The following is a 23,827-nucleotide window of genomic DNA, read 5'->3' on the forward strand; positions in this document are numbered from 1 at the left end:
AATCATCGTTCTATGCGGTCTTTTTCATCTGAATTTTTCTCATCGTCATCATATTTTGTCGCCTCTTTTTTCCCTTTAGCAAAGTTATAAGAGAAGCCTACAGAAAAGACTCTTGTAGGGTATTTCGTTCTGGAATATTGATGGATGGTAGCATTATCGGTAATAACTCTTGAATCCAATGAATTAAAGACATCTGTAAGCTCGGCTGATAGTGACATGTTTTTCCAGCTTTTCTTGAAAGATAAATCTACACTATACTGGGGTTTAGATTTATAAATATAGAACAGGCTGTTCCCTTTATAAAAACCACTTAATTCCAACGAATAGTCATCGGGTAAATTAAATGTGTTAGAATTTCTGACAAAAAAGGAAGCTAAAGCATATCTGCCTTTATTTTCCCCCTCAGAAAAAACTACAGATTTATAATTGATATAAGAATAAATATTGGTCTCCCACCAGCTCGCAAATTTTAGAGGAATATTCGATGAAAGTGTATATATGTTTTCAGTACTGATATTATCATAAGTAGTTGCATACACCAAATTATCCTGAGTGGTATAAATTTGTCCTATCAAATTTTTTGTATTCTTGTAACTGAGCGTTAAGCTATATTTTGAACTTTTGATATATTTTAGTTCTACAAGATTTGAGAAGGCTGGTTTTAGGTTTGTATTTCCTGTTTTTATTGAATAAGGATCCTGATAATCAATAAATGGATTCAAAAATTCATATGCTGGTCTTTGAATCCTTAAGACATAAGATAGATTCAAAACCTGTTTATTATTCAATTTTTTTCTAAGAAAGAAAGAAGGAAAAACATCAAATCTGCTTCGCTTAAACCCATCTTCATTGGAAACTCCTTTGTATATTGTATTCTCTGCTCTTAAACCAAGTTTGGCAGTCCAATCCTTTTCAAAAGAATAGATAATATTAGAATAAATAGCCTGTATATCCTCCTGATAATTAAAATGATTAGATCTGGTGTTGTCTATGATATCCTGATTATTTTGTTTTTGAAAATAAATATTGTTATTATCTGTTTTTATAAAACTCAGTTTTGCTCCCGACTGCCATACGAAATGTTCAAACTGCTTATTAAAATCAGCTGAGAAAGTATTTATATTGATTTTTATCGGATTATCAATATAATACATTTCAAACGGAGTAGAATTCTGAGTAGAATTGATATAATAAGAATTTGAGGGATTGTTATAGTTTAAAAAATCATAATTAAGAGTTAAACTGGATTTGGATGAGTCTAATTTCAATTTATAATATACATTAACATTTTGATTATTAATAAACTCTTTTTTATTATTATGAGTCAGCGTTACTGAATCCATCTGTAATGATGAATTAGAATTAACATTCCAGTCTGTATAGTTCAATTGATATTTTGCCCCAATCTTAGAGTTTTTATTGATATCATATTCAGCCCCCACTGTCAATGCATAATTATCATATTTTTCCTTATAATAATAATCTTGATTCAGGAATCTATTCTCTTGTTTATATTGTCTTTCAGATTTGGTTTTACTGTAAAATACATTATTATCATAGTTGAGTACTGTAGAAAAATTCCATTTATTTTTCCTGTAGTTCAAAGTTCCTCCCAGATTGGTAGTTGTATATCTGGTTTGCAGAAGACTTGCATTCAGACTTCCGGAAAATCCATATTCGATATTCTTTTTTGTGACAATATTAATAATAGCATTAGTACCCTGAGCGTCGTATTCTGACCCGGGAGTTGATATTATTTCGTAAGAATTAATGCTTTCTGAAGGGATTGATTTCAGATATCCTTTAATCTGGCTTGAAGGGATATTAATTTTCCTACCATCAATATAAATACTCACGCCCTGATCACCTCTAAAGTTTATATTTCCCAAGGGATCTGCATAGACCTCCGGCAGCTTATTCAATAAATCGTATGAATTTCTACCTGTATCATAAATACTTTTATCAATAGTAATAACTGTTTTATCAGGTTTTTGATCAATAAGAGGTTTTTCCTTTATCAGTAAAATTTCTTTTATATTTTCTGTTTGTATATTACTTATGTAAAAATCTTTTTTAATAGACTGGTTGATATTAATCAGATCCAAAGATTTTACATTTCCGGAATGAAGCTGAAAATAATAAATTCCTTGTGGAATGTTATCAAAAGAAAAACTTCCATTTTCGCGGGACGTCGTTTTATATATTTTGGTGGAATCTTTTGCCAAAGATAACGTAATATCAGACTTTTGCATAGGATTACGGGATATAGAATCCAGAACCTTTCCGTCCAGAGAAAAGTTTTGAGACAGTAAAATATTACTACTGCAAATAATCAGAAAAAATATAATTCTTGATAGATACATTATTTAATATGCTTTTGAACCGTTTCTACTATTGAATCAATACTTGAGAAAAAATCATAATCTACCTCATCATCTTCAAATTCTATTTCAAATTCATCCTCCAGCGAACATGTTATCTGAAGAGCGATAAGTGATTCGGAAATCAACATTTGTAGTTTATCGTCCAGTGTTCCGTCTTCAGGAAAAATATGCGAGATATTATCTTCTTTGAAAATTTCTTCTAGTACGTTTATTACTTTTTCTTTAATAATCATTTTATATATGCAAATTTTAAGGCTAAACTAAATCTTGAAGCTTTACAGATTCTTGTGGGAACACCTCCCAAATGTTCTATATTTCCGGGAAATATAACTAATCTGCCAGGCTTTGGCAATACGGCTGCTTTTGAATCATGACTTTCGTAAAATAAGGTTTCACCTCCCCATTTGTAATCCCATTTATTATTTACATACAACAGTACAGTAATATCTTTTCGATCTATTGGACAATCATAATGAGGAAATTCAACATCTCCATAGTGAGACATATTAATAGAGGAACGATATAACAAGAACTGATCAAACATGTTTATACTTTGTAAATATTCTTTGATTTTTATTCCGATAAAAGTATCATTAATAAATTCTTCAGGAATAAAATCAACACTAAAGATTGGATACTCATCATATTCATCATCTTTTTCCTTTTTTACGAAAGAAAGATCTGAAACATATTCGTAAAAAGCATTGATTTCATCTGAATCCAGAAAGTTGTTAATAATTGTTATTTCTTTATTATCAACTTTTACCACTTCAATTGTTTTTTCTATCTTGGCTAGCTTTTCCATTTTTTTCTAATTTTAAATGATATTCTATAATTTCTAATAAGGATTTTGTACTACTATCAAAGTTCTTTTTAAAATTATCATATACTACATCATAATTTGTTTTATTAATAAAGTTTTCAGTTAATGAGATGGTCAGGTCTAAATTTACAACAGCATGATAATAGCCAGAGGGTGTATACACCAGATCACCTTCATTTTGAATGCAATATAATGGCTGAAGTTTTGGATCTTTATTATTAAGAATATTATCAATTATGTTTTGAATTTTATAAGAATCTATATCAGCTTTTATAATGGAATTTAATGATTTTGGGAAAAAAAACCAAAGTTTCCTTCCTTTTATCAGATAATTCCATGCACTGGTATCCCAAAGATCCTGATGGAGATCTGAAAAAGTATTTTGTTTTCCAACATATAGCCACGATAAAAATAATTTGGGTGGTTTACGATAGTTTTTATACCAACATCTTAATTCATCAGGAATATCATAATCATCAGATAATTCATTAGATGAATGACATTGAGTCTTGTAATATAATTTATTGATGAAGTCATTTTTTAGATATTCTTCCAGGCTTAATTTTTTATCATAACTGTCAAAACTTTCTTTACCAGGTAATTTTAAGATCAAATATGGCAATGTCCATTTCTCCTTAATTTTCCAGTGTTGATATGCATTCCTAATAACTACAGGAATTTTTTGATAGCCGTACTGCTCATTAAAATACTTTTCATCCATACTATAAGAAAAGTCTTCAGAAATAGGCGTTAAATTATTTCTGGTAATCTTGTCAATTAACTGTTGCATTTGAAAAATTGTTTTGGATTAATTCAAGTACTGATGAATAATTATTTTCATCTTTTATGTTTAATACAGGCTTCTCTAATTCTTTTTCCATTCTTTTCCTGCATTCTTCATATTCATCATCAGAAAGTCTATACATCGTACTTTTATCAATAATATTGTTAAGCTTTTTATAGGTATAGGGTGACAAAGAATAGAAAAGGAGCTGCCCGTCTACATACGAAGTGGTTACTGAAATAGTTTTTTTGATAAAATCGATCTCGTCATGTGGACTGATTGTGCAAATAATTGCATCGGGATAAACTCCCAAAATAAAAGCTAATTGTTTTAGTTGAGAACCTTCAAGACCAATATTAACAGGATACTTAGGAATTACTCCTCCTTGAATTCCAGTTATAAAAATTTCGGGTTTTTTTTCTCTCTGAATAGTCTGAAAAGCTATTTGTAATATTTTACTCCATTCCCCGATATTGATATCTATGGGGGGGTTATAACCAAATGGGAAAATAAAATCACTATTGAAAAGAACCCCCTGAGGTTCTGTTGAAATAAGTGAAACTTTATAATCAAGCTCTTCCAACAATCTTTTCAATGTCATCTGAACTGTAAATTTCCCCTGTACACTGCCAGTTCCAATAACACAGATTGTAGGTGAATAATATTCCTGTAAAGGTGCTAAGCTGTATAATTTCCCAACCAAAGGCTTATCTACGTTATTGAATATCAGTTGTCCCTGATATGCCGGATAGCTGGTCTCAATCAATTTTTTTAAGAATCTGTATACCGTTTCATCCCATATGATAAAGTTTTTATCAAGTTCAACACAAGATTTTATTAAATTATAACTGAATATTAAATTATGATCTAATAATTGTTCAAGAAAATATCCAATAACCAGGGTATCAAAGCTATTAAGTTCATTGGATGTCAAGTGTTTATTGGTAAAAGGAATGTCGATATTTTTCAAAGCAGAAAAGATATGATCCATTTTTATAGCTCTGGGATAACCGATAATAAGAGATATGTTGCAGCTCAACATATCTCTGAATTCTACGATACTCCGCATTTCCTTTTCTTCAAAAGGGAACAAGGCTATATTTTTCACATCGGAAGGCAACTTATAGGCTTTTAATATGCTATTGATTGTGTCTTCTTTGATAAGCTGACTAGATATTGAATGTACTTCTCTTTCAGTATCGGAATTTTTTCGATTAAAGCTTAATATGGAATCATTGGAATTTTCCTCACACCAGGTAACATATTCTTCTACACTATTTACTTCTCCATTTTTCAATACGTTGGCTAATATTCCTGTAAAATGAGCTGTTGCAAGACTTGTTCCTGAGCCAAATTTAAAGCTATTGTTTTTATTGGCAACCCTTTGCAACCCGCCTTTAGCGAGTATATTGGTCGGATTATTTTTCAGGTACCTAAAATGTGTTTTATCTTTAATAATCCCCGTTCCTACTCCAATAACAGTATTAAAATGAGCAGGATAACAAGGTTTTTCTGCAAAATAAAATGAAGACGCGCAAATAAACATATTTTTATCAAATGCTGCTTTACAAACCTTCTCTAATTCGTTGGAAATTGTATCAGAATTAATTCCCATACTGATGTTAATAATATCCACCTGGTAGTGCTCAACAATATGAGAAATCGCGTTGATTAAAAGATTTTCGCTTTTGTTTTCATGATAAGAGCTCAATTTAACCACATATAGTGCAGCTTCAGGAATATGTTTATGAATAATAGAAGCAATACCTGTCCCATGACCGTCATTATCGTCAAATTCATTTTTGATAAGATGAATACTTCCTGTTTCATCTTCATAAATGGTAATTCCTTCAATAAAACAGTTGTTCAAACGGGAATGAAACCTATCAACACCTGTATCTACTATAGCAATTTTCATAGTTAATTATTTATTTGTGTGTCCGGTATTTATAGCAAGATTGCTTACTGGTGATGATATTTGTTCAGGATTTGATCTAAGTCTTAAATATTGCTCTTTAATAAAATCTTCTGCCTTATATTTCCAGTAGGTACACTGAGGAATTGTATTTTTTAAAGCCTGATGAGAGCATGAAATTTGATCACATACCGGAAGGAATTTGCAATTTCTACAGATTTCATTTACATTATACCTGTTAAAATCAGTATAATCTTTAAAATGTTCTTTTTTATATCCTTCAAAAACATTTGAAGGAGCTTTTTTGGCTTCGTGTATTGTTTCCCAACATTTATGAATATTACCCAAAGGATCGATTACGAGTCCGTATGGAGAGACCCAGGTGGGGCAGTCAGATTGAAATTGAGGTAGCTCCCAGGCTAATTTTGCGGTCCTAATATTCTTATTTGTAGCCCATTCATTAAAAATTTTAATTTGAGTAAATCTAAAATTTTGTTTTACTTCAAAAAATTCATCAACGGTTAATCTTTTCTTCTTCTCTTGTTCTGAAATAATTTCTCCATCATACGTTCTCAACCATGCTGGGGAAAAGGAAAAGCTTCGGTATTTAGCCGGCCATATATTATATTTTTGTAAATCAGACAACAAAACAGGAATTGTTTTCGCAACTTCTTTATCTATATTCATTCTCAAGTTGATCTGAAAATTATCAGGAAGAAGTGATAGATTTTCTAAAATTTTAGTATAGTTTTCATCTCCATGCTTTTTTAAAGGCCGATATTTATCATGGGTTTCCTGCGCTCCATCCAGAGTAACCTGGGCTTGATTAACAGCATTTTCCTGTAGTATTTTTACATTTTCAGGAGTGAGAAAAATTCCGTTTGTAATAAGGTCCGTTTCGTAAGCAATATTATTTTTTTCACATAGTTCAATAAACATAGGCGATAAACTTTTTATTGCTTTCATGTTCAGTAAAGGCTCTCCTCCATACCATGTTACAAAAAGTTTTTTAATATTTCTTTCCATGGATAAAATCTCCTGAAGATAGCTTACAATTTTTTCAAAAGTTTTTTGATCTTTCAGCATATCTTTCGGCTTGTGAAACTCAAAACAATATGGACAAGCCATATTGCAAGTGATTGTGGTTCCTATTGTCAAATAGATCCCATTAGCACTTTCAAGCTTTTTTCTTTTAAGGTACAGATTTTCGGCAAAATTGATAAAATCCTGTTCTTTAATAATATAATCTTTGGATAATAGATATTTAAATAAATCTTTATGAAGAGAGGGAATCCGATCTTCATAAATTTTTTGTAAAGACATCAATTCTGAAAGTAATATTCCTTCTTTTTGAGTTAGGATTTCAATTCCTCCTAAAAAGGTATTATACAATAAGAATTCTTCTGTTTCTTCGATAGGAATTAACAGGTTGTAGGGGCTGGCTTTATATTTTTGTGATAACATCGTGTTGTTTTTTTGAAAAAGATAGCTACATCATGATGTAGCTATCCTCCTATATAAGGAAGTAAAAGATTAATATTAAGGTTGTAATTGGCTTAACGTTGTGGATCTGCATCCTGGCTCTAATCCTGTCCCCGGATCTACAGGATTAAGTAACGTTTGTACATTTTGATTCTTAGCAACGATTGACTTGGTAAGTGCTACTTTTTTAATTGTTTTCATAACTTTTGAATTTTAATGGTTAATGTTAAAATAAGATATCAGTATCTGTACCGGTAGAATCTCCGGATTGTCTTCTTAAAGCTCCACAGCTTCTAAGTTCTCCACATAAAGATTCTACTTCTTTACTTTTTTCTGAATTATAGTTTAAAGGCTTTACAAGCTCTTTTTTAACTAAACTGTTTTTAAGTTCTTCTTTTTTACTAATGTTTGATTTCATAATAATTTTTGTTTTTATTTTTACTTCCTTATTATTTTGTTAATTTACTTTTATATCTGTACCACGTTTAGTAGTATCACCGTTAGCCTTTCTTGTATTTACATATTTTCTAAGAACATAGGACTATGCAATTTCACTTACTTCCATCAAATTAAAGGATGAAAAATTTTAAGTTGTTTTTTAAAGTTTGTCTGTTTCATTATGTATTGAGTTTATACTAATTTTTATTTTTTTTCTCATGGTACTGTAACTACCTTTACTGCCTCTGTGAAAACCTTATCATTATAGGGTTGTAAATCATATACATCATTTATATCAACCATTATATCCGGTTCAATACCCACATTTTTGGGATTTTTTAGGACATATTTATAGGGAGCATAACTTCCAGTCAATAATGTTGTTTTATATTTATCACCAAAAGTAATGTTATAGGTAGGCGTGATGGATCCAGCGCTTCGTTCTCTTCCTATTACAGTCACCCTTTTTCTATTCTCCTTTAACGCACGTACAAATAATTCTGCCGCACATGCTGTATTGTGATCCACCAGTACTATTATTTTTTTGTTTTCATCAACCGAAAAAAGAGCTGCATTCGTTGATACCACTAAAGAGTCCAAATTCTTAGTATCTCTATTAAGGATATCTGTATATTTGAAATCTTTATTGATCATGTAGGAGAGTAATCGTGCTCCTTCATTTCCTTCTCCTCCTCCATTTCCCCTCAAATCAATAACTAATCCTTTTGAGGCATTAATTTCTTTAAGATGATTAACAAAAAGTGTTGGTATTTCTCTTGAAAATAAATTGATCTTAAAATAGCTGACGGCATCCGTAACTTTAAACTGCCCCTGTTTCGGCTTAAAATTATCAGGAATCGGATATCCGTCTTTTATCTTAAAGGAAACCGTTTTCTCCACTCCATTTGATTTAAGCTGAACAAGCACTTCTTCTCCTACTTTACCTGACAACAAATAATTTATCTTGTCAATGACTTTATCGTTCAGATAATGATCTTTTTCTTTTTTGTAATCAGAAATTTTCTTTTTTCCTACAGATAACAGTTCACTTCCTAAAGGAACTTGCTGCTGAAGGCCAGAATCTAAATTGGCTACAATAATATACCTTTTGCTCACCTTCTGTACCCTGAGTGGGCTTAATTTTCTTTCACCCTGCCCACATCGGGAATTAATTTTAAAATGAGGATCGTAAAAATTTTCAAACAAAAAATTGTTTAGCTTTTCGGTCAGCTCACAATCATCTATTTCAGTATTTAACAGAGTAGCTGCCAATTTTTCAAATTTTTGGGCAACATTCTTTTTCTTGATCTTTTTCTCTTCATAAAAAGAATATCTTTTAATATTATCTCCAGTAAGTTGAAGTAAGGCCTTTTTATAACTATCAGGGTATTCTATAGATATATTAGATAAGACCATATTTTGTAAATATTCCTTAGGATAATGACTATAAAGCGTATATAACCCAAAGGCAGAGGGAGAAGGTATTGCTGTCAATTTCTCATAGGATGCATTAAAAGGAGAAATATCCTCGTATTCGTTATAATAAGCTATATCCATTCTCCCAATAAAAAACTCGTAAGGTTTACTATCTTCTTGCTTGTAAATCTTATACTCTATACCAAGAATATTGTCTGAAGAGGAAAAAATTTTTTCCACAGGAAACTGATATCCATCCTCGGTATTTTTAACATTCTGAATTTTAATAGTATCTCTTTTTCGAATGATATTAATATCAAACTTTTTAACATTAGCTGTTTTATATTGAAGAATAAAAGATGTCGTTGGGTACTTAATATTTATATTATGTAATTCAATCGGAAGGTAAACAACATCATTTTCTGTCTTTGTTCCTGTTATTGTCTTCAAATCATACCCCTCTTTCTTTTCGCCATACACATTATAGCCGGGAAAAGGCATCTTCATTTTCAAGTATAAGCTGTTGCTCATGCTATAAATGATATTCAGTGTCATATCGTCACGATATTTAAGATGATACTGTGACTTTAAAAGGGAACACCCAATAAAAAAAATAAATATTATATACTTATGATATTTCATTGATATGAATAGTTTCAATATTATAAACATCTGAAAGAGCTTCAAGTAGAGATTTTTCAATAAATTCCCATTGATTTTCAGGAGTGAATCCACTAAATCTTGATCTGCAAATAGTGATCAGCTCCGGAGTAATATTTTTTGTGATCAGGTAATTTTTGAAAGAATTAATTCTGGTGAGAATCTCTTCTTGGGATACCTCTCTTGGACTAGGATATATAAACCTATGATTATTAATCACATAAAAATAACTTCCTTTATTTTCTACAGCTTCAATATTATTTGTGATAAATCTTAAATAATGATATTTATTGGAAAGAAAACTATTGTATTCCTCTTCTGTAATCTCAATAACAACATCCTTTTCATGATAGGGATTATCAATACATGAGAAAAAATCTAAATCAATATCAAGCAGTACCTTATTTGAGGTAAAAACTTTATCTGTATCCGACAATGATAGCTTATGATACTGATAATATTGTGTGCTTTTCGAAATCTGATGAGGAAGCAAAGTTTCTTTCTTTCCCGTAATTAAAAATCGATCATCATCCTGATAAGATTTTAAAAACATATCAAAAGTTTCTTCTGGCTTTCTGTCTATTTTAAACCAAAATATATTATTAACAATTTCTAGATATACAGCAGGAAGCATAAAACTTGCAATTCCCAGTTCTGAATAGGTAAATTCTTTTACCTTCTCAATTGTTTTTAAATGATCAAAAGTAAGAACTGTATTCAGCCTAGGTGGAGACATATCAGAATGATCATCAAAATGCAATAAGTCGTTATTAAGTCCTATTATTTGCTTTTTGTATGCATAGTTCCATACAAAAAAAGCTTCATGGTGTTCCTCAATAATGAAAGCAGGTATATTATACATAAATAGTCTTTTAACTTTTGGATTTAATTTTTGAAATCACAATCAGAAATCAACTGATCACTACAAAATGTTTTAGTTAGAAAAAGAAGCTGAATAGTAAAAGAGATATTTTTGAAACTTAATCCTAACAGTTATTGTTTTGAAATTATGCTCAGATAGTATTTCCTTTTCGTAATTGGGATAACTCTTCATTTTGAAGTTAAATCTCTTAAAATTATACAGCTGATTTCCTCATATGTTCTTGAGACAAACATATAGGAGATTTTTTTTAAAACAAAAACAACGTTCCCTAGATTCATAAATCTATTAAAATAGATTTATGAATCTAGGGAACGTAAATAATTGTAATAAAGACTTTTATATAAAGCTTTTGAATTTTAATTATTTGATGTTACAGACTTTTCAATTTCTCTTAAATAAACCGAGAGAAGAGTTCCAGTTCTCTTTTTAAAAGCTAAAGTGAAAGCTTGTTCATTATTATACCCTAGTTCTTCAGCGATAAAAGGAATTTTATATGAACGAAACTTTCTATCTCTTGCTAATCTGCCAATCGCATAATCAATACGAAGATCGTTTAGATAGGCCGCAAAATTTTTTCCTTTATCAGTATTGATTACCTCTGATAAGTACTTAGAATTTGTTTTAATCATTTTCGCAAGAGTTCCAAGGGTGATTCCTTTATTTAAAAACTGCTCTTTACTTTCAAAAATATTAAGTTCTTTTAAAATAGCCTGTGTTATATCTTCGGAAACAGTTTTAGATGTTTTCTCTGTTGCATTTTCTGTTTTTGGTAATAATACATCATCTGCAATTATTTCTTTCTCTATTTTAGATTCCTTTTCAATCTTATTCTCATTCACAGACTGGATCAAATCCTGAGCAATTTTCTTGTACTTTCTTTCAGAATTTTTGTATTTAAAGTAAAAGTTTATTAATAATAAAAGAACTATTATCAAAACACCAACAGCAATATAAAAGAATATTTTTCGATGTTTCAGCTCTTTGATAATGGCTTCCTTTTCCTGTAACAGGTTAGGTGTATCATAACGTCGGGGAAGTTCTCTTGAGATATATCTGAACCGAGTATCTAATACATGATCCACTTCTAAAAATCTTTCAACATAATAAAGTTGCTTCTCTCTATCTTTCTTTTCTTTATAATAATCAATAAGATAGGTATAAACCTCTCTAAGCTCAGGAAAAACATAGTTTGTTTTAAGTACCATGGAATCAATTTTGGCAAAATTTTCTATTGCTTTGGTACTTTCCTGTAGCCCGGCATAAGATCTTCCTAAGTTTAGAAGAGTGTAATTTTGATTTCTCTTGCTTTTATAGCTTGTTGAAAAAAAATATTTTTTACACTGTTGCAAATCTTCAATTGCAATATTATATTTTTTTAATGTAAAATTATAGTAACCTAACAACCCTAAATTTTGATAATAACTATAAACACTTTTATTTTTTTTTGCGGTTTTCAACCCTTCCTGTATTAATATAAATGCCGAATCCATTTTATTAATTTCTATATAAGAGTCTGCCAAATTTAGTTTAAGAAGATTGTGTTCATCCTCATTGAGATAATCGGCATTGTATAAATAATGTCTAAGAGTTTTAGCTGTCTCGGCATGCTTCCCAATATAATTTTTTAAATAAGCAATGCTTATGTTTGCCATTGCTATTTGTCTTTTATTACCTTTCTCTTTAGCATATTTTAGTCCCAATACATAATTGTTCAATGCTGCCTGGAGGTTATCAAACTTAAAATATAAATTTCCTCTTAATAAAAAGGTTCTGGCCGGATAATAAATTTCTTTGGATTTTTTAGTGATAACCTGCAAACTATCAAGATATTTTAATGCATTTGGTAAAGTTTCATCAAAATGCAACATAACATAGGCCTCGGCAATTTGAGTTTCATCATGATCATCTTTGGCTTTTTCAAGATAAGATTTCGCAATATTTCTTTTACCATTGATATCATCCGGTTGAATTTCATAGAATTTTTCTTCCAGTTCCTGATATGTATAATTTTTTAAAACACTCTTTGGAATATTTTCAGTATTATTTTTTTGTGCAAAAAATAAATTACAAATAACTCCCAGCAGCAAAAGCAACCTTGTTTTAAACATCTTCCTCATTTTTTACAAAAATATTATTTAAAAATGAAAGTCTCACTAAAATTAAATAAAACAATATTAAAACACTAACAATCAAAACATTAAATACTCAAAAAAAAATATAAATTCATGAATTTATGAAGCCTTTTTTTTCAAGTAAAGGGAAAAAATAACTTTATTTGCGAACAATTAAAAAAAAAATTTAAAATGAAAAATGAAAAAAAAGCAAAAAAGAAACTATCTTTAGAAAAATTACAAATCGCAAAAATTGATAATCTTCACAAAGTATTTGGAGGTGGTCCTGGACATGTTGTACAAAATATTGATGGTTGTGCAAATGGTGATGATGGAAGCTCACTTGATGACGGATTAGGAGGACCTAAGATACCTATTACTAAATAATTTTCGCATGCAGTATAAAATATTTCTCATTTCTATTCTTTTAACAACATCCTTAAAAGCTCAATTTAATAATCATGCTCCATCCATTCCAGCTACAGATAGCTATTTTGGATTAAAAATAATTGATGAATACAGGAATTTAGAAAATTTAAAAGATCCTGCAGTAACCAATTGGATGAAGTCTCAATCAGATTTTACAACTTCTGTACTCAGCTCTATACCTAATAGGGATTACTATTCAAATAAAAGGTTAGAATTTGATAAAAGAGAAGGATATTCTATATCCGATTTAAAAGTAACAAGAAATGATAAATATTTTTACTTAAAAAGAAATGTTGGAGAAAAGACTGCGAAAGTTTATTACAGAAATGGTTTTAATGGAAAAGAAAACTTGCTCTATGATCCATCAGAGTTCATTTCCTCAAAGAAAACTACAGCCAACGCCAAAGCAGCAAACTTTATTATCAATCTTATAAGTCCCAGTTGGGATGCAAGCAAAGTGGCAATTTCATTAACACAGGGAGGTAAAGAACTGTCTGAGGTCATTGTAATGGATGTGGATAAAAAAAATATTTATCATCAAACCATTATAAATACAAATCCTTCCACCGTTGGAGGGATTAAATGGTTGGATGACAATAACGGCTTTTTTTATACCTACTATCCCGTGGTCGATTTGCAGTCAAAAGACTTCAGAAAAAACACACAGGCTATATTGTATAAAATAGGCGAAAACCCAAAAGAGCTTAATGATGTTTTTTCAAATACTCATAATCCTGATCTAAAAATCAGCAGTACCGAATATCCTGCTATATTGTCTTTCAATCCGGAAGATCAGTATTACATAGGGATATTGGTAGATGCAGAAAATTTTAGAAAAACATTTTTTATTAAAAAAAAGGATTTATTAGAGGGTAAAAAAGACTGGAAGCCATTGTATGATAAAGACAGTAAGGCATTTTCAATAAGATTATCAGGAAATGATATTTACTTTTTATCAGGATATAATTCATCCAATTATAAATTATGCAAAACCAGTATTACAGCAAGAGATTTTAAAAACCCCGAGGTCCTAATTCCTGAAAAAAAAGATGAAGTAATAAAGCAATACAACATTACAAAAGATGGCATTTATTATGTTACTACCAAAAATGGAGTTGAAGCCAAATTATACTTGTATCAGGATGGAAAAGACATCTCCATCAAATTACCATACGTTGCCGGCAGTGTAGATCTGCAGTCAAAGGGAGAGAGTTTTTCAGATATATGGATTAACTGTTCAGGATGGGCCAATGATGAGCAACGTTTTAAATATAATTTATCAACCAATACTTTTACCCAAGAAAATCTTGTTCCTCTTATAGATTTTCCGGAATTCAAAAATATTATTGTTGAAGAGCTTTCCATAAAATCTTATGATGGAACAGAAGTTCCACTGTCTATAATCTATAATAAAAATAGTAAGAGAAATGGTAAAAATCCCACTCTTATAGACTGCTATGGAGCTTTTGGTGAATCTTCGGTACCTTTTTTTGCAAAAAGTTATCTGTTGTGGGTGAATCAGGGAGGTATAGTTGCCATTCCACATGTAAGAGGAGGAGGAGAAAAAGGAGCACAATGGCATGTTGACGGACAGAAAAATAAAAAGCCTAATACCTGGAAAGATTTAATTGCTTGTACTGAATATCTGATCAGTCAAAAATTTACATCATCTGAAAAAATTGCGATTTGGGGGGCCAGTGCGGGAGGAATAGCCATCGGTAGGGCCATGACTGAGAGACCCGAATTATTTAAGGCAGCAATAATAGAATCAGGAGTGTTGAATACTATCAGATTCGAGAATAATGGTATTCAGGCAACCAGTATTAAGGAATATGGTAATCCAAATGATTCGATAGAATTCAAGGGATTGCTAGAAATGGATTCTTATGAACATATTAAAAAAGGGAAAAAATATCCTGCTACTTTACTCTCTGCAGGAATTAATGATCCTAGAATAGCACCTTGGCAATCAACCAAATTTGCAGCTAAATTATTAGCAAATAGCGATTCAAAAAAAACTATTCTATTAAATATTGATTATGAAGGAGGTCATGGCGGAAGTATTCCGGTAGCCCAAAGATATTCCAATCTGTCTGATATCTTTGCATTTGCTCTCTGGCAATTGGGACACCCGGATTATCAGCCCCTAAAAGCAACAAAAAAATAAATGTCTCATTTTCCTTATCAATTTTTTGAAGACTATGTTTTTCGTACCCCATTATTTTCGCGGAAGAAATTTCAGAAAATAACAGGTAAAGATGAAATTCCTATCGATGAACTGAAATCAATATATGCAGATCCTGTTTTTCAGGAGGCTATTTATCTTGCATCTCCTTACCTTCATAGAAAACTAAATGAGTGGATCAGGTCAGATCAGGATCTTCCCAATAAAGAAAACCAAAAGCTTAAAAATAGTTTTTTAAAGTATTATAGTCGGATGAGTACCCGCTCCATTCCATTTGGCTTATTTACCGAGGTCGGTCTCGGAAAGTTTAGCTCATCCATAAATCTCTTTACTAGAAAAGACCATCTCTCAAGCAATCATCTTTTTCGAGAAACTAAACTGGACATGCATTTCCTGGTTGGTCTGTCAAATCATCTTGTAAAAATACCAGAGATAAAAAGTCGTTTACTATTCTATCCTAACAATAGTATTTACAAAATAAGGAATAGAATCCGGTATTTTGAATATGAATATACTCATGGAAAAAGAGATTATATTATCTCATCAGTCCTCCATTCTGATGAACTACAGGATGTATTAGAATCTACACGTAAGGGCAAAACAATAGAACAGCTTTCAGGTATCCTGATCAGTGAAGAAATCACAAAAGAAGAAGCTACTGAATTCATCAACGAACTCATTGACAATCAGGTATTAGTAAGTGAGCTCGAACCTACAGTCTCCGGAAAAGATTTCTTAGATGTTATCATCGATTCACTCAATAGATTAGGAATAAAAAAAGAAGCAGATATTTTAACTTCTATAAAGATTAAACTGGATGAAATAGACACCAAAATTGGAAATCCTGTTTCGGTATATTCTGATATCGAGAACTTAATCAAATTATTCAATGCAGAATATGATCCAAAATATCTGTTTCAGACTGATCTGTATTTCAAAGAGAAGTTCATTCTACCTTCTTACTGGAAAAAAGAATTAAAAGAGGCAATTTCTTTTTTAAATAAAATCACCTTTCCTCCCAAGGATATTCACTTAAATAGTTTTAAACAAGCATTCTATGATAGGTTCGAAAAACAGGAAATGCCATTAGCTTATGTTTTGGATACTGAGATTGGGATTGGTTACAGACAAGATATTGCAACAAAAGGACTACATCCCTATATTGAAAACCTTGAATATTCTGATGGTCAGGAAAAATCAAATGTACGAATTGAAGTAGATCCTTTTCAGCAAATTCTGAATGAAAAAGTTCAGGAAGCCTTACTAAACCATCAATACAAAATTGAAGTATCTGATAAAGATTTTGAGAATTTTCGGGAAGATTGGGATGATCTTCCAGATACCATTTCTTTTGTAACAGAGATTATTTCTGATAGAAACCTGGAAAAACTTTCTCTGAGTGGAGGGGGTGGAAACAGCGCGGCTAATGTTTTAGCAAGATTTTGTTCAGAGAAATCAGAGGTACGAAATTTAACCAAGATAATAGCAAAAAAAGAACAGGAGTTGAATACAGATTATATTTCAGCAGAAATTATCCATCTTCCGGAAGCTAGAATAGGAAATGTAATAAGAAGACCTATATTGCGATCCTATGAAATTCCTTTTTTAGCTCAGTCAGTTTTACCGGAAGAAAATCAAATTTCTATTGATGATTTATATATTTCTTTGAAAAACAATAAAATTGTTTTACGTTCTAAAAAGCTAAACAAAGAAGTCAAACCTTATTTAACAAATTCACATAATTATTCCGCCAATCCCCTACCTATTTATCACTTCTTATGTGATCTTCATCGACAGAACATAAGACCGGCAATTAATTTTAATTGGGGAGATCTCAAAACAATTTATCAATTTTTACCAAGAGTTGAGTATAAAAATATAATTCTTTCAAAAGCCTGGTGGAAAATTACAGAAAAAGAGTTTACTCAATTTTCAGTATTTAAAAATGATGAAATGGATAATAAAGAGCAATTATTATCAGAAATAAGAACATGGAGAAATAAAAGGCTGATTCCACAATGGATACAATGGGTACAGTCTGATAATAAACTTACTATTAATCTTGAAAATTATGATTTAGTGAAAGTTTTTATTGATACTGTTAAAAAATCAAAATCTATTATTATTGAGGAGTTTCTGTACAACGAAAATAATGATTTCATGCACCAGTTTATTTTTTCAATTTACAATAAAAAAAAGAATAATGGCTGAACAAAAATCTACTATTGCAGATGAATGGCTGTATTTCAAAATTTATACAGGAATAAAAACAGCAGATACTATTTTAGAGGAATCCATTGAGCCATTAGTTAAATATTTGCAGGAAAATAATCATATTTTAAAATGGTTTTTTATTCGTTATAATGATCCGAAGTCACATTTGAGAATACGATTTAAATTAAATAGGACAAATAAAACAGAACACTACGTTAAAGCCCTTGATGAAATTAATCAAACCTTACAACAGTATATAGAAAGTGGTGAAATTTCAACTATTCTAATCGATAGATATAAGCAAGAAGTTGAAAGATATGGATCTAATACAATGGAAGATGCAGAAACATTATTTCATAAAAATAGTGAATTTACGCTTCAATGTCTGCACTACAATAATGTTGAAAAAATAACGGTCAATCTTTTTTATATTGATGAGCTCTTGAATAAGATCAATACATCCATTGAGAAAAAGCTTGAATGGATCATAAATTTAAATAATGCTTTCAAAAAAGAATTCAATGTAGATAAAAGACTTAACAGCCAACTGGATAAAAAATACAGGGAGTTTAAACCACAATATTTAAATTTTATACGATCAGAAGAGTTCTTGGAAGAAAGAAATCTTATTATTGCCAATATAGAAGCAAGCAACACTGCATTTCAAAATATTATCCATCATCATGAAAATCAATCTTTAGAAATACCTTTACAAAGCTTCTTCCAAAGCATATTCCATATGAATATCAATAGACTTTTTATATCTGATCAACGCTTATTTGAAATGGTAATTTATGATTATTTACGAAGGTATTATAAAACCGAAGCCTTCAAAAGTTCCTAAAAGATACAACCATAGCCGGTTGAAAGCTCGAAAGGCACTTATAATTAATCCTATTTAATTACAAAAATTCTTATCTCCAAAAGAGCCAAAGGGAGAAAAGGAAGTATTGTTGCAATTATAACCGGGACTCAGAGTGATTTTGTCATTGCCCATTTTTTTTAAATCAGCAGAAGGCTTCGTATGATGGTAAATGAGATTATTATGGATATGGCAGGTTCATGAAGTATATTGCCAAAACATGCTTTCCTTGTGCTGCTCAGGTGATCGATCCCTTTCATGTTAAAAACTTTACTCTTAAATTTGACCAGTACCTTTACCCATTACAAAACAAAAGCACCTACATTTCTGTAAGTGCTTGATTTAAAAAGTGGTCCCACCTGGGCTCGAACCAGGGACCACCTGATTATGAGTCAGGTGCTCTAACCAACTGAGCTATAGGACCTCAAAACTTGGTTAAATTTTGTGTTTGCAAAAATAGTAAAATTTCTTTCACTACAAAACTTTTTATCGCTTTTCTTCGCAAAGTTCTACCAGCACTCCATTTGTAGACTTGGGATGAAGGAATACAACTAATTTATTATCAGCGCCTTCTTTGGGTTCTTCAGAGATAAATTGAAACCCTTCTTTTTTTAATCTTTTTACTTCTTCCACTATATTTTCAACCCCAAATGCCAAATGATGGATGCCTTCACCCTTTTTATCTATAAATTTTGAGATCGGACTTTCTGCGTTACTGGCTTCCAAAAGTTCTATTTTGCTTTCTCCAGTTTCATAGAAAGAAGTAACTACTCCTTCTCTTTCCACAGTTTCTTTTTTGTAAGATTCTTTTCCCAATAATTTAGAAAAAAGTTCGTCTGAGAACCCCAAAGACTTTACGGCAATACCAATATGTTCTAGTTTCATAAGTAGTAATAAATATAATTAAATCTTAAATTTGATACTGTAGTTGAATTTCAAAGTACCAATTCAAACAAAAGTACTAAATTTGCATAAATTATGGAAAGTAACAGACAAAGAAAAGTAGCACAGATCATTCAGGAAGACTTCGCAGAACTTTTCCGCAAACAGGCTGCAGACAGCAAACAAAGTGTATTGGTATCCGTTTCAGATGTAAAAGTAACGGCTGACTTAGGGATTGCTAAAATTTATTTAAGCATTTTTCCTCAGGAATTCCGTTCCGCTGTAATGAAGGAAATCGAAGAAAATAAACCTCAGTACAGAAACTTCCTTGGCCAGAAAATGGCAAAACAGGTACGTATTATTCCACAACTTAACTTTTACCTGGACACCGCTCTTGATGATGTTGAAAAACTGGAAAGAGAATTAAGAGGCGAAGGCGACAATCCTGTTTTATAGATCTTGAAGAATATTGCATTTTACATAGCATCCAGGTATCTTCTGGCTAAAAAAGGCAGTACTGCAGTTACGTTCATTACGTGGCTTGCGGTAGGTGCCATGACGGTTGCTGTGGCTGCAATGTTCGTTATTATTTCAGTATTTTCAGGGCTTGAAGACCTGAATAAAGACCTTATTTCTAACCTTCATGCTGATCTGACTTTAAATAGTGCTTCCGGGAAAACCATTAAAAATCTGGATGCAGTAAATAAAGTTCTGACCGGCAATAAAGAGATCAGCAGCTTTTCAAGGGTAATTGAAGAGAAGGTCTATATCAATTTCAATGGAAAAGGAGATATTGCCTACCTGAGAGGTGTTGATTCAGCTTATATCAAAGTCAACCCAATCAATAAGGATGTATTCTACGGCACCTACCCTAGTTTCAGATATTCTAATGAGGTATTGATGGAAAACAGCCTGAACAACAGACTTTCCATTCCTATAGATTCTTCCAATCATTACGCAACGATCTTTATGCCTAAACCAGGTACCGGGATTATCAATAAGGATGAAGATATTTATAACAAAAGAGACATTCTCGTAACAGGAGTTTTCCCCGGAAAAGACCAACTTGACAATTATATTATCTCTCCTATTGAACTTACCGAGGAATTACTGAGTTTACCTAAAAAATCAGCTTATCAGATTGTTATTAAATTAAAAAATCCTGAAAATGCAGATTCAGTAAAGCAAAACTTACAGTCGTCTTTAGGGAAAAGTATTGAAATAAAAACCAAAGAAGAAGAAAATGCTGCTTTCTGGAAAATGATTAATACAGAAAAGCTATTTATTTATCTGATTTTTGCATTGGTAATTTTTATTACAACCTTTAATCTTGCCGGGGCTATTATTATCCTCCAGCTTGATAAAAAAGAACAGGCAAAATCCCTTATTTCACTAGGCTTCCCTTTGATCCATTTGAGAATGACCTATTTCTACACCGGAATTCTTATTGTGGTTTCCGGAGTAATTACCGGATTAATCTTTGGTACAGCACTATGCTATTTCCAACTTTATACAGAGTTCTTCAGAGCAAATGAAACACTTCCATTCCCTGTAAAAATTGTCGGGAAAAATTACTTCATCGTAGCTCTTACTGCAGGCTTATTTGGAATTACTATCTCATGGTTTTTTTCAAAAATAAGCAAAGAATATATTACTAAAAACTAATATATTAAGATCCTATATTACATTAAATTAATACACTTCAGTTTCATTTTTTTGTACCTTTACGCCCCAATTTAAAACAATGAAACGAATTTTATCTTTTTTCCTGCTAAACGTGGCATTAATAAACGCTTTAGCACAGGCTCCTGCCAATTATTATAACGGGACAGCTGGTTTAACTGGTCCTGCACTAAAAACCAAATTAAGCCAAATAATTTATCTTGCTCCTAACGTCTATATTGGCTATTCAGCCTTATGGACTGCCTATTATACAACAGATAGAGACACTTATTACGAAGGAGACAACACCGTCCTTGATATTTATACTGAAGTTCCTAATGGTCCCGACTTTTATACTTTTAACATGGGAACCAATCAATGTGGACAAAATGGTCCTGAAGGAACCTGCTATAACAGAGAACATATTGTTCCTCAAAGTTTGTTTGGTTCACAGAATCCTATGTATTCTGACGTTCATTTCATCAGACCTACAGATAGTAAAGTAAATGGTATGAGAGGAGCTTTTCCTTTCGGGAAAGTAGCATCTGCAACATATACCTCATCTAATGGTTCTAAACTAGGAGCAAGTGCATCTCCGGGTTACACCTCTACAGTATTTGAACCTATTGACGAATTTAAAGGGGATATCGCCAGAATGATTTTTTACTTTGTAACAAGATATGAGGATAAACTTTCAACATTTCAATCAGGTGGTATGCTTGGAAACACAACATTTCCAGGATTACAGATATGGGAAAAAGACCAATTATTAGCTTGGCATTTACAAGACCCTGTATCACCTACTGAAATTGCCAGAAATAACGCCAGCTATACTGTACAGGGAAACAGAAATCCATTTATTGACCACCCGGAATATGTTACTCAAATCTGGGGAACACCAGTTGTAGATACAGAAGTACCTACAATTCCTACTAATTTAATTGCCAATAATCCTACATCAAATTCTATTGCATTGAGCTGGACTGCTTCAACAGACAATACCGGAGTAGCAGGTTATGATATTTATGCAAATGGTACATTAAGAGCTACTGTTACAGGAACTTCTACTATTGTAACCGGATTATCACCACTTACACAATATACATTCTATGTAATTGCTAAAGATGCTTACGGAAACTATTCTCCACAAAGTACAACAGCTACAGAAACAACACTTGACGGACCTGCTGGAAGCGGAAGTTGTGGAACGGAAGACTTTAGCACAATGCTGGATGGTTCAGGCCAAAATACTTCATACTCTACCAGAACATGGACCAACAATAATATAACATGGACTGCTACATTAGCCAGAACTGACCAAACAATCAACGGTAAGGCAGTTTGTACTCAAAAAGGCACCTTAACAAGCTCTGTGATTTCCGGAGGTGTTCAGACTTTAACATTAACGACTCAACTTAAGTTTGGTGGAAACAACGCAAACTTAAATGTCTTAGTAAACGATGTCTTAGTAGGAACTATTCCTTATAGCGCTACAGTAAATACAAAAACAATCAATGTAGGAGTAAGCGGTGATGCAGTCATTAAAATTGTAAATCCGAACAATGACAGAGTAGCTATGGATGATCTTACCTGGACATGTGCTACATTAGCCACTTCTGAAGCCAAAAAAGACAAATCAAGTTTTACAGTATACCCTAACCCGGTAAGAAACAACGAACTTTTTGTAAAAGGAGAAAATCTTAACAAAATTTCGAAAGCTGATATCTATGATCTTTCAGGAAAATTAATTGAGACAATTGTAAATCCTTTCAAAAACTCAAACAAGATCAACCTTAAAGGGATGGTAAAAGGAACTTATATCCTTAAAGCAGATAATTTCTCTACTAAATTTATCGTAGATTAATTATTAAAAAATATTTCAAATCAAAGACCGGTTTTATCCGGTCTTTTTTTTATTTTTGATCATATGAATTCCAATAAAAAATTAGGGTTGATAGGACGCAATATTTCCTACTCTTTTTCTAAAAAATTCTTCGAAAATAAGTTTCAAAAGCTCATGCTGAAGAACTTCTCCTACGATATTTTTGACCTGAACGAAATCAATGAAGTGGAAGACCTTTTCTCTTCTCCGGAACTGTTAGGCTTCAATGTAACCATTCCCTACAAAGAAAAAATCATTCATTATCTCGATGAATTAAGTGATGAAGCCGAAAAAATAGGAGCTGTCAACTGTGTACTGATTCAGGATGGTAAAAAAACGGGCTATAATACGGATGCTTTTGGTTTTGAAAAGACGTTGTTTCTGCACAAAAAACCTTCCCATGATAAAGCTTTAATCCTAGGAAACGGAGGTGCTGCAAAAGCAGTACAATATGTTTTAGAAAAACATAACATTCCTTCTATGATTGTATCGAGAAATTCTGAAATAAACTTTAACAACCTTGATGTAGAGACCGTTCAGGAACATAAAATAATTATCCAATGCACTCCTGTAGGGACATTTCCAAATATAAATGATTGTTTGGATTTTCCTTTTGAGGCACTGTCTCCGGAACACCTGGTTATAGATTTAATATACAACCCCAATTATACCCGATTTATCATCAATGCCTCGGAAAAAGGAGCAAAAACCGTCAATGGGTATTATATGCTTGAACAGCAAGCAGAAAAAGCTTGGGAAATTTGGAATTTTCAAAAAAAATAACATAAATTAGTACTTTAATTGGCCTTACAGCT

20 protein-coding genes and 1 tRNA gene are annotated in these 23,827 nt (G+C 31.6%); 8 read left to right on the forward strand and 13 right to left on the reverse strand.

Annotation, left to right across the window (positions count from 1 at the left end):
- Positions 1–2: 2 nt before the first annotated feature.
- The 11 genes from AC27VX_RS12460 to AC27VX_RS12510 all read right to left on the reverse strand — a co-directional run bounded on the left by AC27VX_RS12460 (position 3) and on the right by AC27VX_RS12510 (position 12,893).
- Positions 3–2,363 carry an outer membrane beta-barrel family protein gene (locus tag AC27VX_RS12460; RefSeq protein ID WP_236857437.1) on the reverse strand — a complete coding sequence of 787 codons (2,361 nt, stop codon included), beginning with the start codon at positions 2,361–2,363 and terminating at the stop codon, positions 3–5.
- Entirely contained in the window at positions 2,363–2,617 is a 255-nt protein-coding gene (locus tag AC27VX_RS12465) for a hypothetical protein (RefSeq protein ID WP_236857436.1), read from the reverse strand. The genes AC27VX_RS12460 and AC27VX_RS12465 overlap by 1 nt, the downstream gene beginning before the upstream one ends.
- Positions 2,614–3,189: a FlmC family 2OG-Fe(II) oxygenase gene (gene flmC / locus AC27VX_RS12470; protein WP_236857435.1), complete on the reverse strand. Its 576-nt coding sequence runs from the start codon at positions 3,187–3,189 to the stop codon at positions 2,614–2,616. The genes AC27VX_RS12465 and flmC overlap by 4 nt, the downstream gene beginning before the upstream one ends.
- On the reverse strand, positions 3,155–3,997 hold the full coding sequence (locus AC27VX_RS12475; protein ID WP_236857434.1) for a cupin-like domain-containing protein: 843 nt from the start codon (positions 3,995–3,997) through the stop codon (positions 3,155–3,157). Before AC27VX_RS12475 ends, flmC begins: the two co-directional genes overlap by 35 nt.
- Positions 3,981–5,909 (reverse strand): S8 family peptidase, encoded by a 1,929-nt coding sequence (locus AC27VX_RS12480; protein ID WP_488695841.1) that lies wholly within the window; start codon positions 5,907–5,909, stop codon positions 3,981–3,983. The genes AC27VX_RS12475 and AC27VX_RS12480 overlap by 17 nt, the downstream gene beginning before the upstream one ends.
- A 6-nt stretch (positions 5,910–5,915) precedes the next feature.
- A complete protein-coding gene (locus AC27VX_RS12485; RefSeq protein ID WP_236857430.1) occupies positions 5,916–7,370 on the reverse strand; it encodes a FlmE/OhkG family radical SAM/SPASM peptide maturase in 1,455 nt (484 codons plus the stop codon).
- Between the two features lie 75 nt (positions 7,371–7,445).
- Positions 7,446–7,589 (reverse strand): hypothetical protein, encoded by a 144-nt coding sequence (locus AC27VX_RS12490; RefSeq protein WP_236857429.1) that lies wholly within the window; start codon positions 7,587–7,589, stop codon positions 7,446–7,448.
- A 25-nt stretch (positions 7,590–7,614) separates the two neighbouring features.
- Positions 7,615–7,806: a FlmA family RiPP peptide gene (flmA, locus tag AC27VX_RS12495; RefSeq protein WP_236857428.1), complete on the reverse strand. Its 192-nt coding sequence runs from the start codon at positions 7,804–7,806 to the stop codon at positions 7,615–7,617.
- A gap of 236 nt (positions 7,807–8,042) precedes the next feature.
- Positions 8,043–9,749, reverse strand: a complete 1,707-nt coding sequence (locus AC27VX_RS12500; RefSeq protein ID WP_488695844.1) for a S41 family peptidase — start codon at positions 9,747–9,749, stop codon at positions 8,043–8,045.
- 121 nt (positions 9,750–9,870) lie between these two features.
- The gene (locus tag AC27VX_RS12505) at positions 9,871–10,764 is read right to left on the reverse strand and encodes a peptide arginase family protein (protein WP_488695846.1); all 894 of its coding nucleotides are present in this window, start codon (positions 10,762–10,764) and stop codon (positions 9,871–9,873) included.
- Between the two features lie 377 nt (positions 10,765–11,141).
- Positions 11,142–12,893 (reverse strand): helix-turn-helix domain-containing protein, encoded by a 1,752-nt coding sequence (locus AC27VX_RS12510; RefSeq protein ID WP_236857425.1) that lies wholly within the window; start codon positions 12,891–12,893, stop codon positions 11,142–11,144.
- Between the two features lie 195 nt (positions 12,894–13,088).
- Between AC27VX_RS12510 and AC27VX_RS12515 the strand changes: the two genes are divergently transcribed.
- The 4 genes from AC27VX_RS12515 to AC27VX_RS12530 are packed head-to-tail and all read left to right on the forward strand — an operon-like array spanning position 13,089 to position 18,568.
- The gene (locus AC27VX_RS12515) at positions 13,089–13,283 is read left to right on the forward strand and encodes a hypothetical protein (protein WP_236857424.1); all 195 of its coding nucleotides are present in this window, start codon (positions 13,089–13,091) and stop codon (positions 13,281–13,283) included.
- A 7-nt stretch (positions 13,284–13,290) separates the two neighbouring features.
- A complete protein-coding gene (locus tag AC27VX_RS12520; RefSeq protein WP_488695849.1) occupies positions 13,291–15,492 on the forward strand; it encodes a prolyl oligopeptidase family serine peptidase in 2,202 nt (733 codons plus the stop codon).
- Positions 15,493–17,721, forward strand: coding sequence for a lantibiotic dehydratase family protein (locus tag AC27VX_RS12525; RefSeq protein WP_236857422.1), 2,229 nt, complete (start codon positions 15,493–15,495; stop codon positions 17,719–17,721).
- Positions 17,714–18,568: a thiopeptide-type bacteriocin biosynthesis protein gene (locus AC27VX_RS12530; protein ID WP_236857421.1), complete on the forward strand. Its 855-nt coding sequence runs from the start codon at positions 17,714–17,716 to the stop codon at positions 18,566–18,568. The genes AC27VX_RS12525 and AC27VX_RS12530 overlap by 8 nt, the downstream gene beginning before the upstream one ends.
- A 368-nt stretch (positions 18,569–18,936) precedes the next feature.
- Here the strand turns inward: AC27VX_RS12530 and AC27VX_RS12535 are convergent.
- Together AC27VX_RS12535 and mce are read right to left on the reverse strand one after the other, a co-directional pair.
- Positions 18,937–19,010 (reverse strand) — tRNA-Ile (locus AC27VX_RS12535).
- A gap of 62 nt (positions 19,011–19,072) precedes the next feature.
- On the reverse strand, positions 19,073–19,471 hold the full coding sequence (gene mce, locus AC27VX_RS12540; RefSeq protein WP_488695852.1) for a methylmalonyl-CoA epimerase: 399 nt from the start codon (positions 19,469–19,471) through the stop codon (positions 19,073–19,075).
- Between the two features lie 93 nt (positions 19,472–19,564).
- On the opposite strand from mce, the gene rbfA reads away from it, so the two are divergent.
- The 4 genes from rbfA to AC27VX_RS12560 all read left to right on the forward strand — a co-directional run bounded on the left by rbfA (position 19,565) and on the right by AC27VX_RS12560 (position 23,795).
- Positions 19,565–19,924: a 30S ribosome-binding factor RbfA gene (gene rbfA, locus AC27VX_RS12545; RefSeq protein WP_236857419.1), complete on the forward strand. Its 360-nt coding sequence runs from the start codon at positions 19,565–19,567 to the stop codon at positions 19,922–19,924.
- A gap of 3 nt (positions 19,925–19,927) precedes the next feature.
- A complete protein-coding gene (locus tag AC27VX_RS12550) occupies positions 19,928–21,133 on the forward strand; it encodes an ABC transporter permease (RefSeq protein WP_300684967.1) in 1,206 nt (401 codons plus the stop codon).
- Positions 21,134–21,212: 79 nt separating this feature from the next.
- Positions 21,213–22,994: an endonuclease gene (locus AC27VX_RS12555; protein WP_488695855.1), complete on the forward strand. Its 1,782-nt coding sequence runs from the start codon at positions 21,213–21,215 to the stop codon at positions 22,992–22,994.
- A 63-nt stretch (positions 22,995–23,057) separates the two neighbouring features.
- The gene (locus tag AC27VX_RS12560; RefSeq protein WP_488695857.1) at positions 23,058–23,795 is read left to right on the forward strand and encodes a shikimate dehydrogenase family protein; all 738 of its coding nucleotides are present in this window, start codon (positions 23,058–23,060) and stop codon (positions 23,793–23,795) included.
- Positions 23,796–23,827 lie beyond the last annotated feature (32 nt).

The organism is Chryseobacterium sp. 14P4.3.2 (genome assembly GCF_057799275.1).

Excerpts from the sequence above, each read along its gene's own strand:
- AC27VX_RS12515 (WP_236857424.1), top strand. The coding sequence starts at position 13,089 with ATGAAAAATGAAAAAAAAGCAAAAAAGAAACTATCTTTAGAAAAATTA.
- AC27VX_RS12560 (WP_488695857.1), top strand. The coding sequence starts at position 23,058 with ATGAATTCCAATAAAAAATTAGGGTTGATAGGACGCAATATTTCCTAC.
- AC27VX_RS12555 (WP_488695855.1), top strand. The coding sequence starts at position 21,213 with ATGAAACGAATTTTATCTTTTTTCCTGCTAAACGTGGCATTAATAAAC.
- AC27VX_RS12460 (WP_236857437.1), bottom strand. The coding sequence starts at position 2,363 with ATGTATCTATCAAGAATTATATTTTTTCTGATTATTTGCAGTAGTAAT.
- flmC (WP_236857435.1), bottom strand. The coding sequence starts at position 3,189 with ATGGAAAAGCTAGCCAAGATAGAAAAAACAATTGAAGTGGTAAAAGTT.
- AC27VX_RS12505 (WP_488695846.1), bottom strand. The coding sequence starts at position 10,764 with ATGTATAATATACCTGCTTTCATTATTGAGGAACACCATGAAGCTTTT.
- rbfA (WP_236857419.1), top strand. The coding sequence starts at position 19,565 with ATGGAAAGTAACAGACAAAGAAAAGTAGCACAGATCATTCAGGAAGAC.
- AC27VX_RS12465 (WP_236857436.1), bottom strand. The coding sequence starts at position 2,617 with ATGATTATTAAAGAAAAAGTAATAAACGTACTAGAAGAAATTTTCAAA.
- flmA (WP_236857428.1), bottom strand. The coding sequence starts at position 7,806 with ATGAAATCAAACATTAGTAAAAAAGAAGAACTTAAAAACAGTTTAGTT.
- AC27VX_RS12510 (WP_236857425.1), bottom strand. The coding sequence starts at position 12,893 with ATGTTTAAAACAAGGTTGCTTTTGCTGCTGGGAGTTATTTGTAATTTA.
- AC27VX_RS12520 (WP_488695849.1), top strand. The coding sequence starts at position 13,291 with ATGCAGTATAAAATATTTCTCATTTCTATTCTTTTAACAACATCCTTA.
- AC27VX_RS12525 (WP_236857422.1), top strand. The coding sequence starts at position 15,493 with ATGTCTCATTTTCCTTATCAATTTTTTGAAGACTATGTTTTTCGTACC.
- AC27VX_RS12480 (WP_488695841.1), bottom strand. The coding sequence starts at position 5,909 with ATGAAAATTGCTATAGTAGATACAGGTGTTGATAGGTTTCATTCCCGT.
- AC27VX_RS12490 (WP_236857429.1), bottom strand. The coding sequence starts at position 7,589 with ATGAAAACAATTAAAAAAGTAGCACTTACCAAGTCAATCGTTGCTAAG.
- AC27VX_RS12475 (WP_236857434.1), bottom strand. The coding sequence starts at position 3,997 with ATGCAACAGTTAATTGACAAGATTACCAGAAATAATTTAACGCCTATT.
- AC27VX_RS12530 (WP_236857421.1), top strand. The coding sequence starts at position 17,714 with ATGGCTGAACAAAAATCTACTATTGCAGATGAATGGCTGTATTTCAAA.
- AC27VX_RS12485 (WP_236857430.1), bottom strand. The coding sequence starts at position 7,370 with ATGTTATCACAAAAATATAAAGCCAGCCCCTACAACCTGTTAATTCCT.
- AC27VX_RS12500 (WP_488695844.1), bottom strand. The coding sequence starts at position 9,749 with ATGAAGATGCCTTTTCCCGGCTATAATGTGTATGGCGAAAAGAAAGAG.
- mce (WP_488695852.1), bottom strand. The coding sequence starts at position 19,471 with ATGAAACTAGAACATATTGGTATTGCCGTAAAGTCTTTGGGGTTCTCA.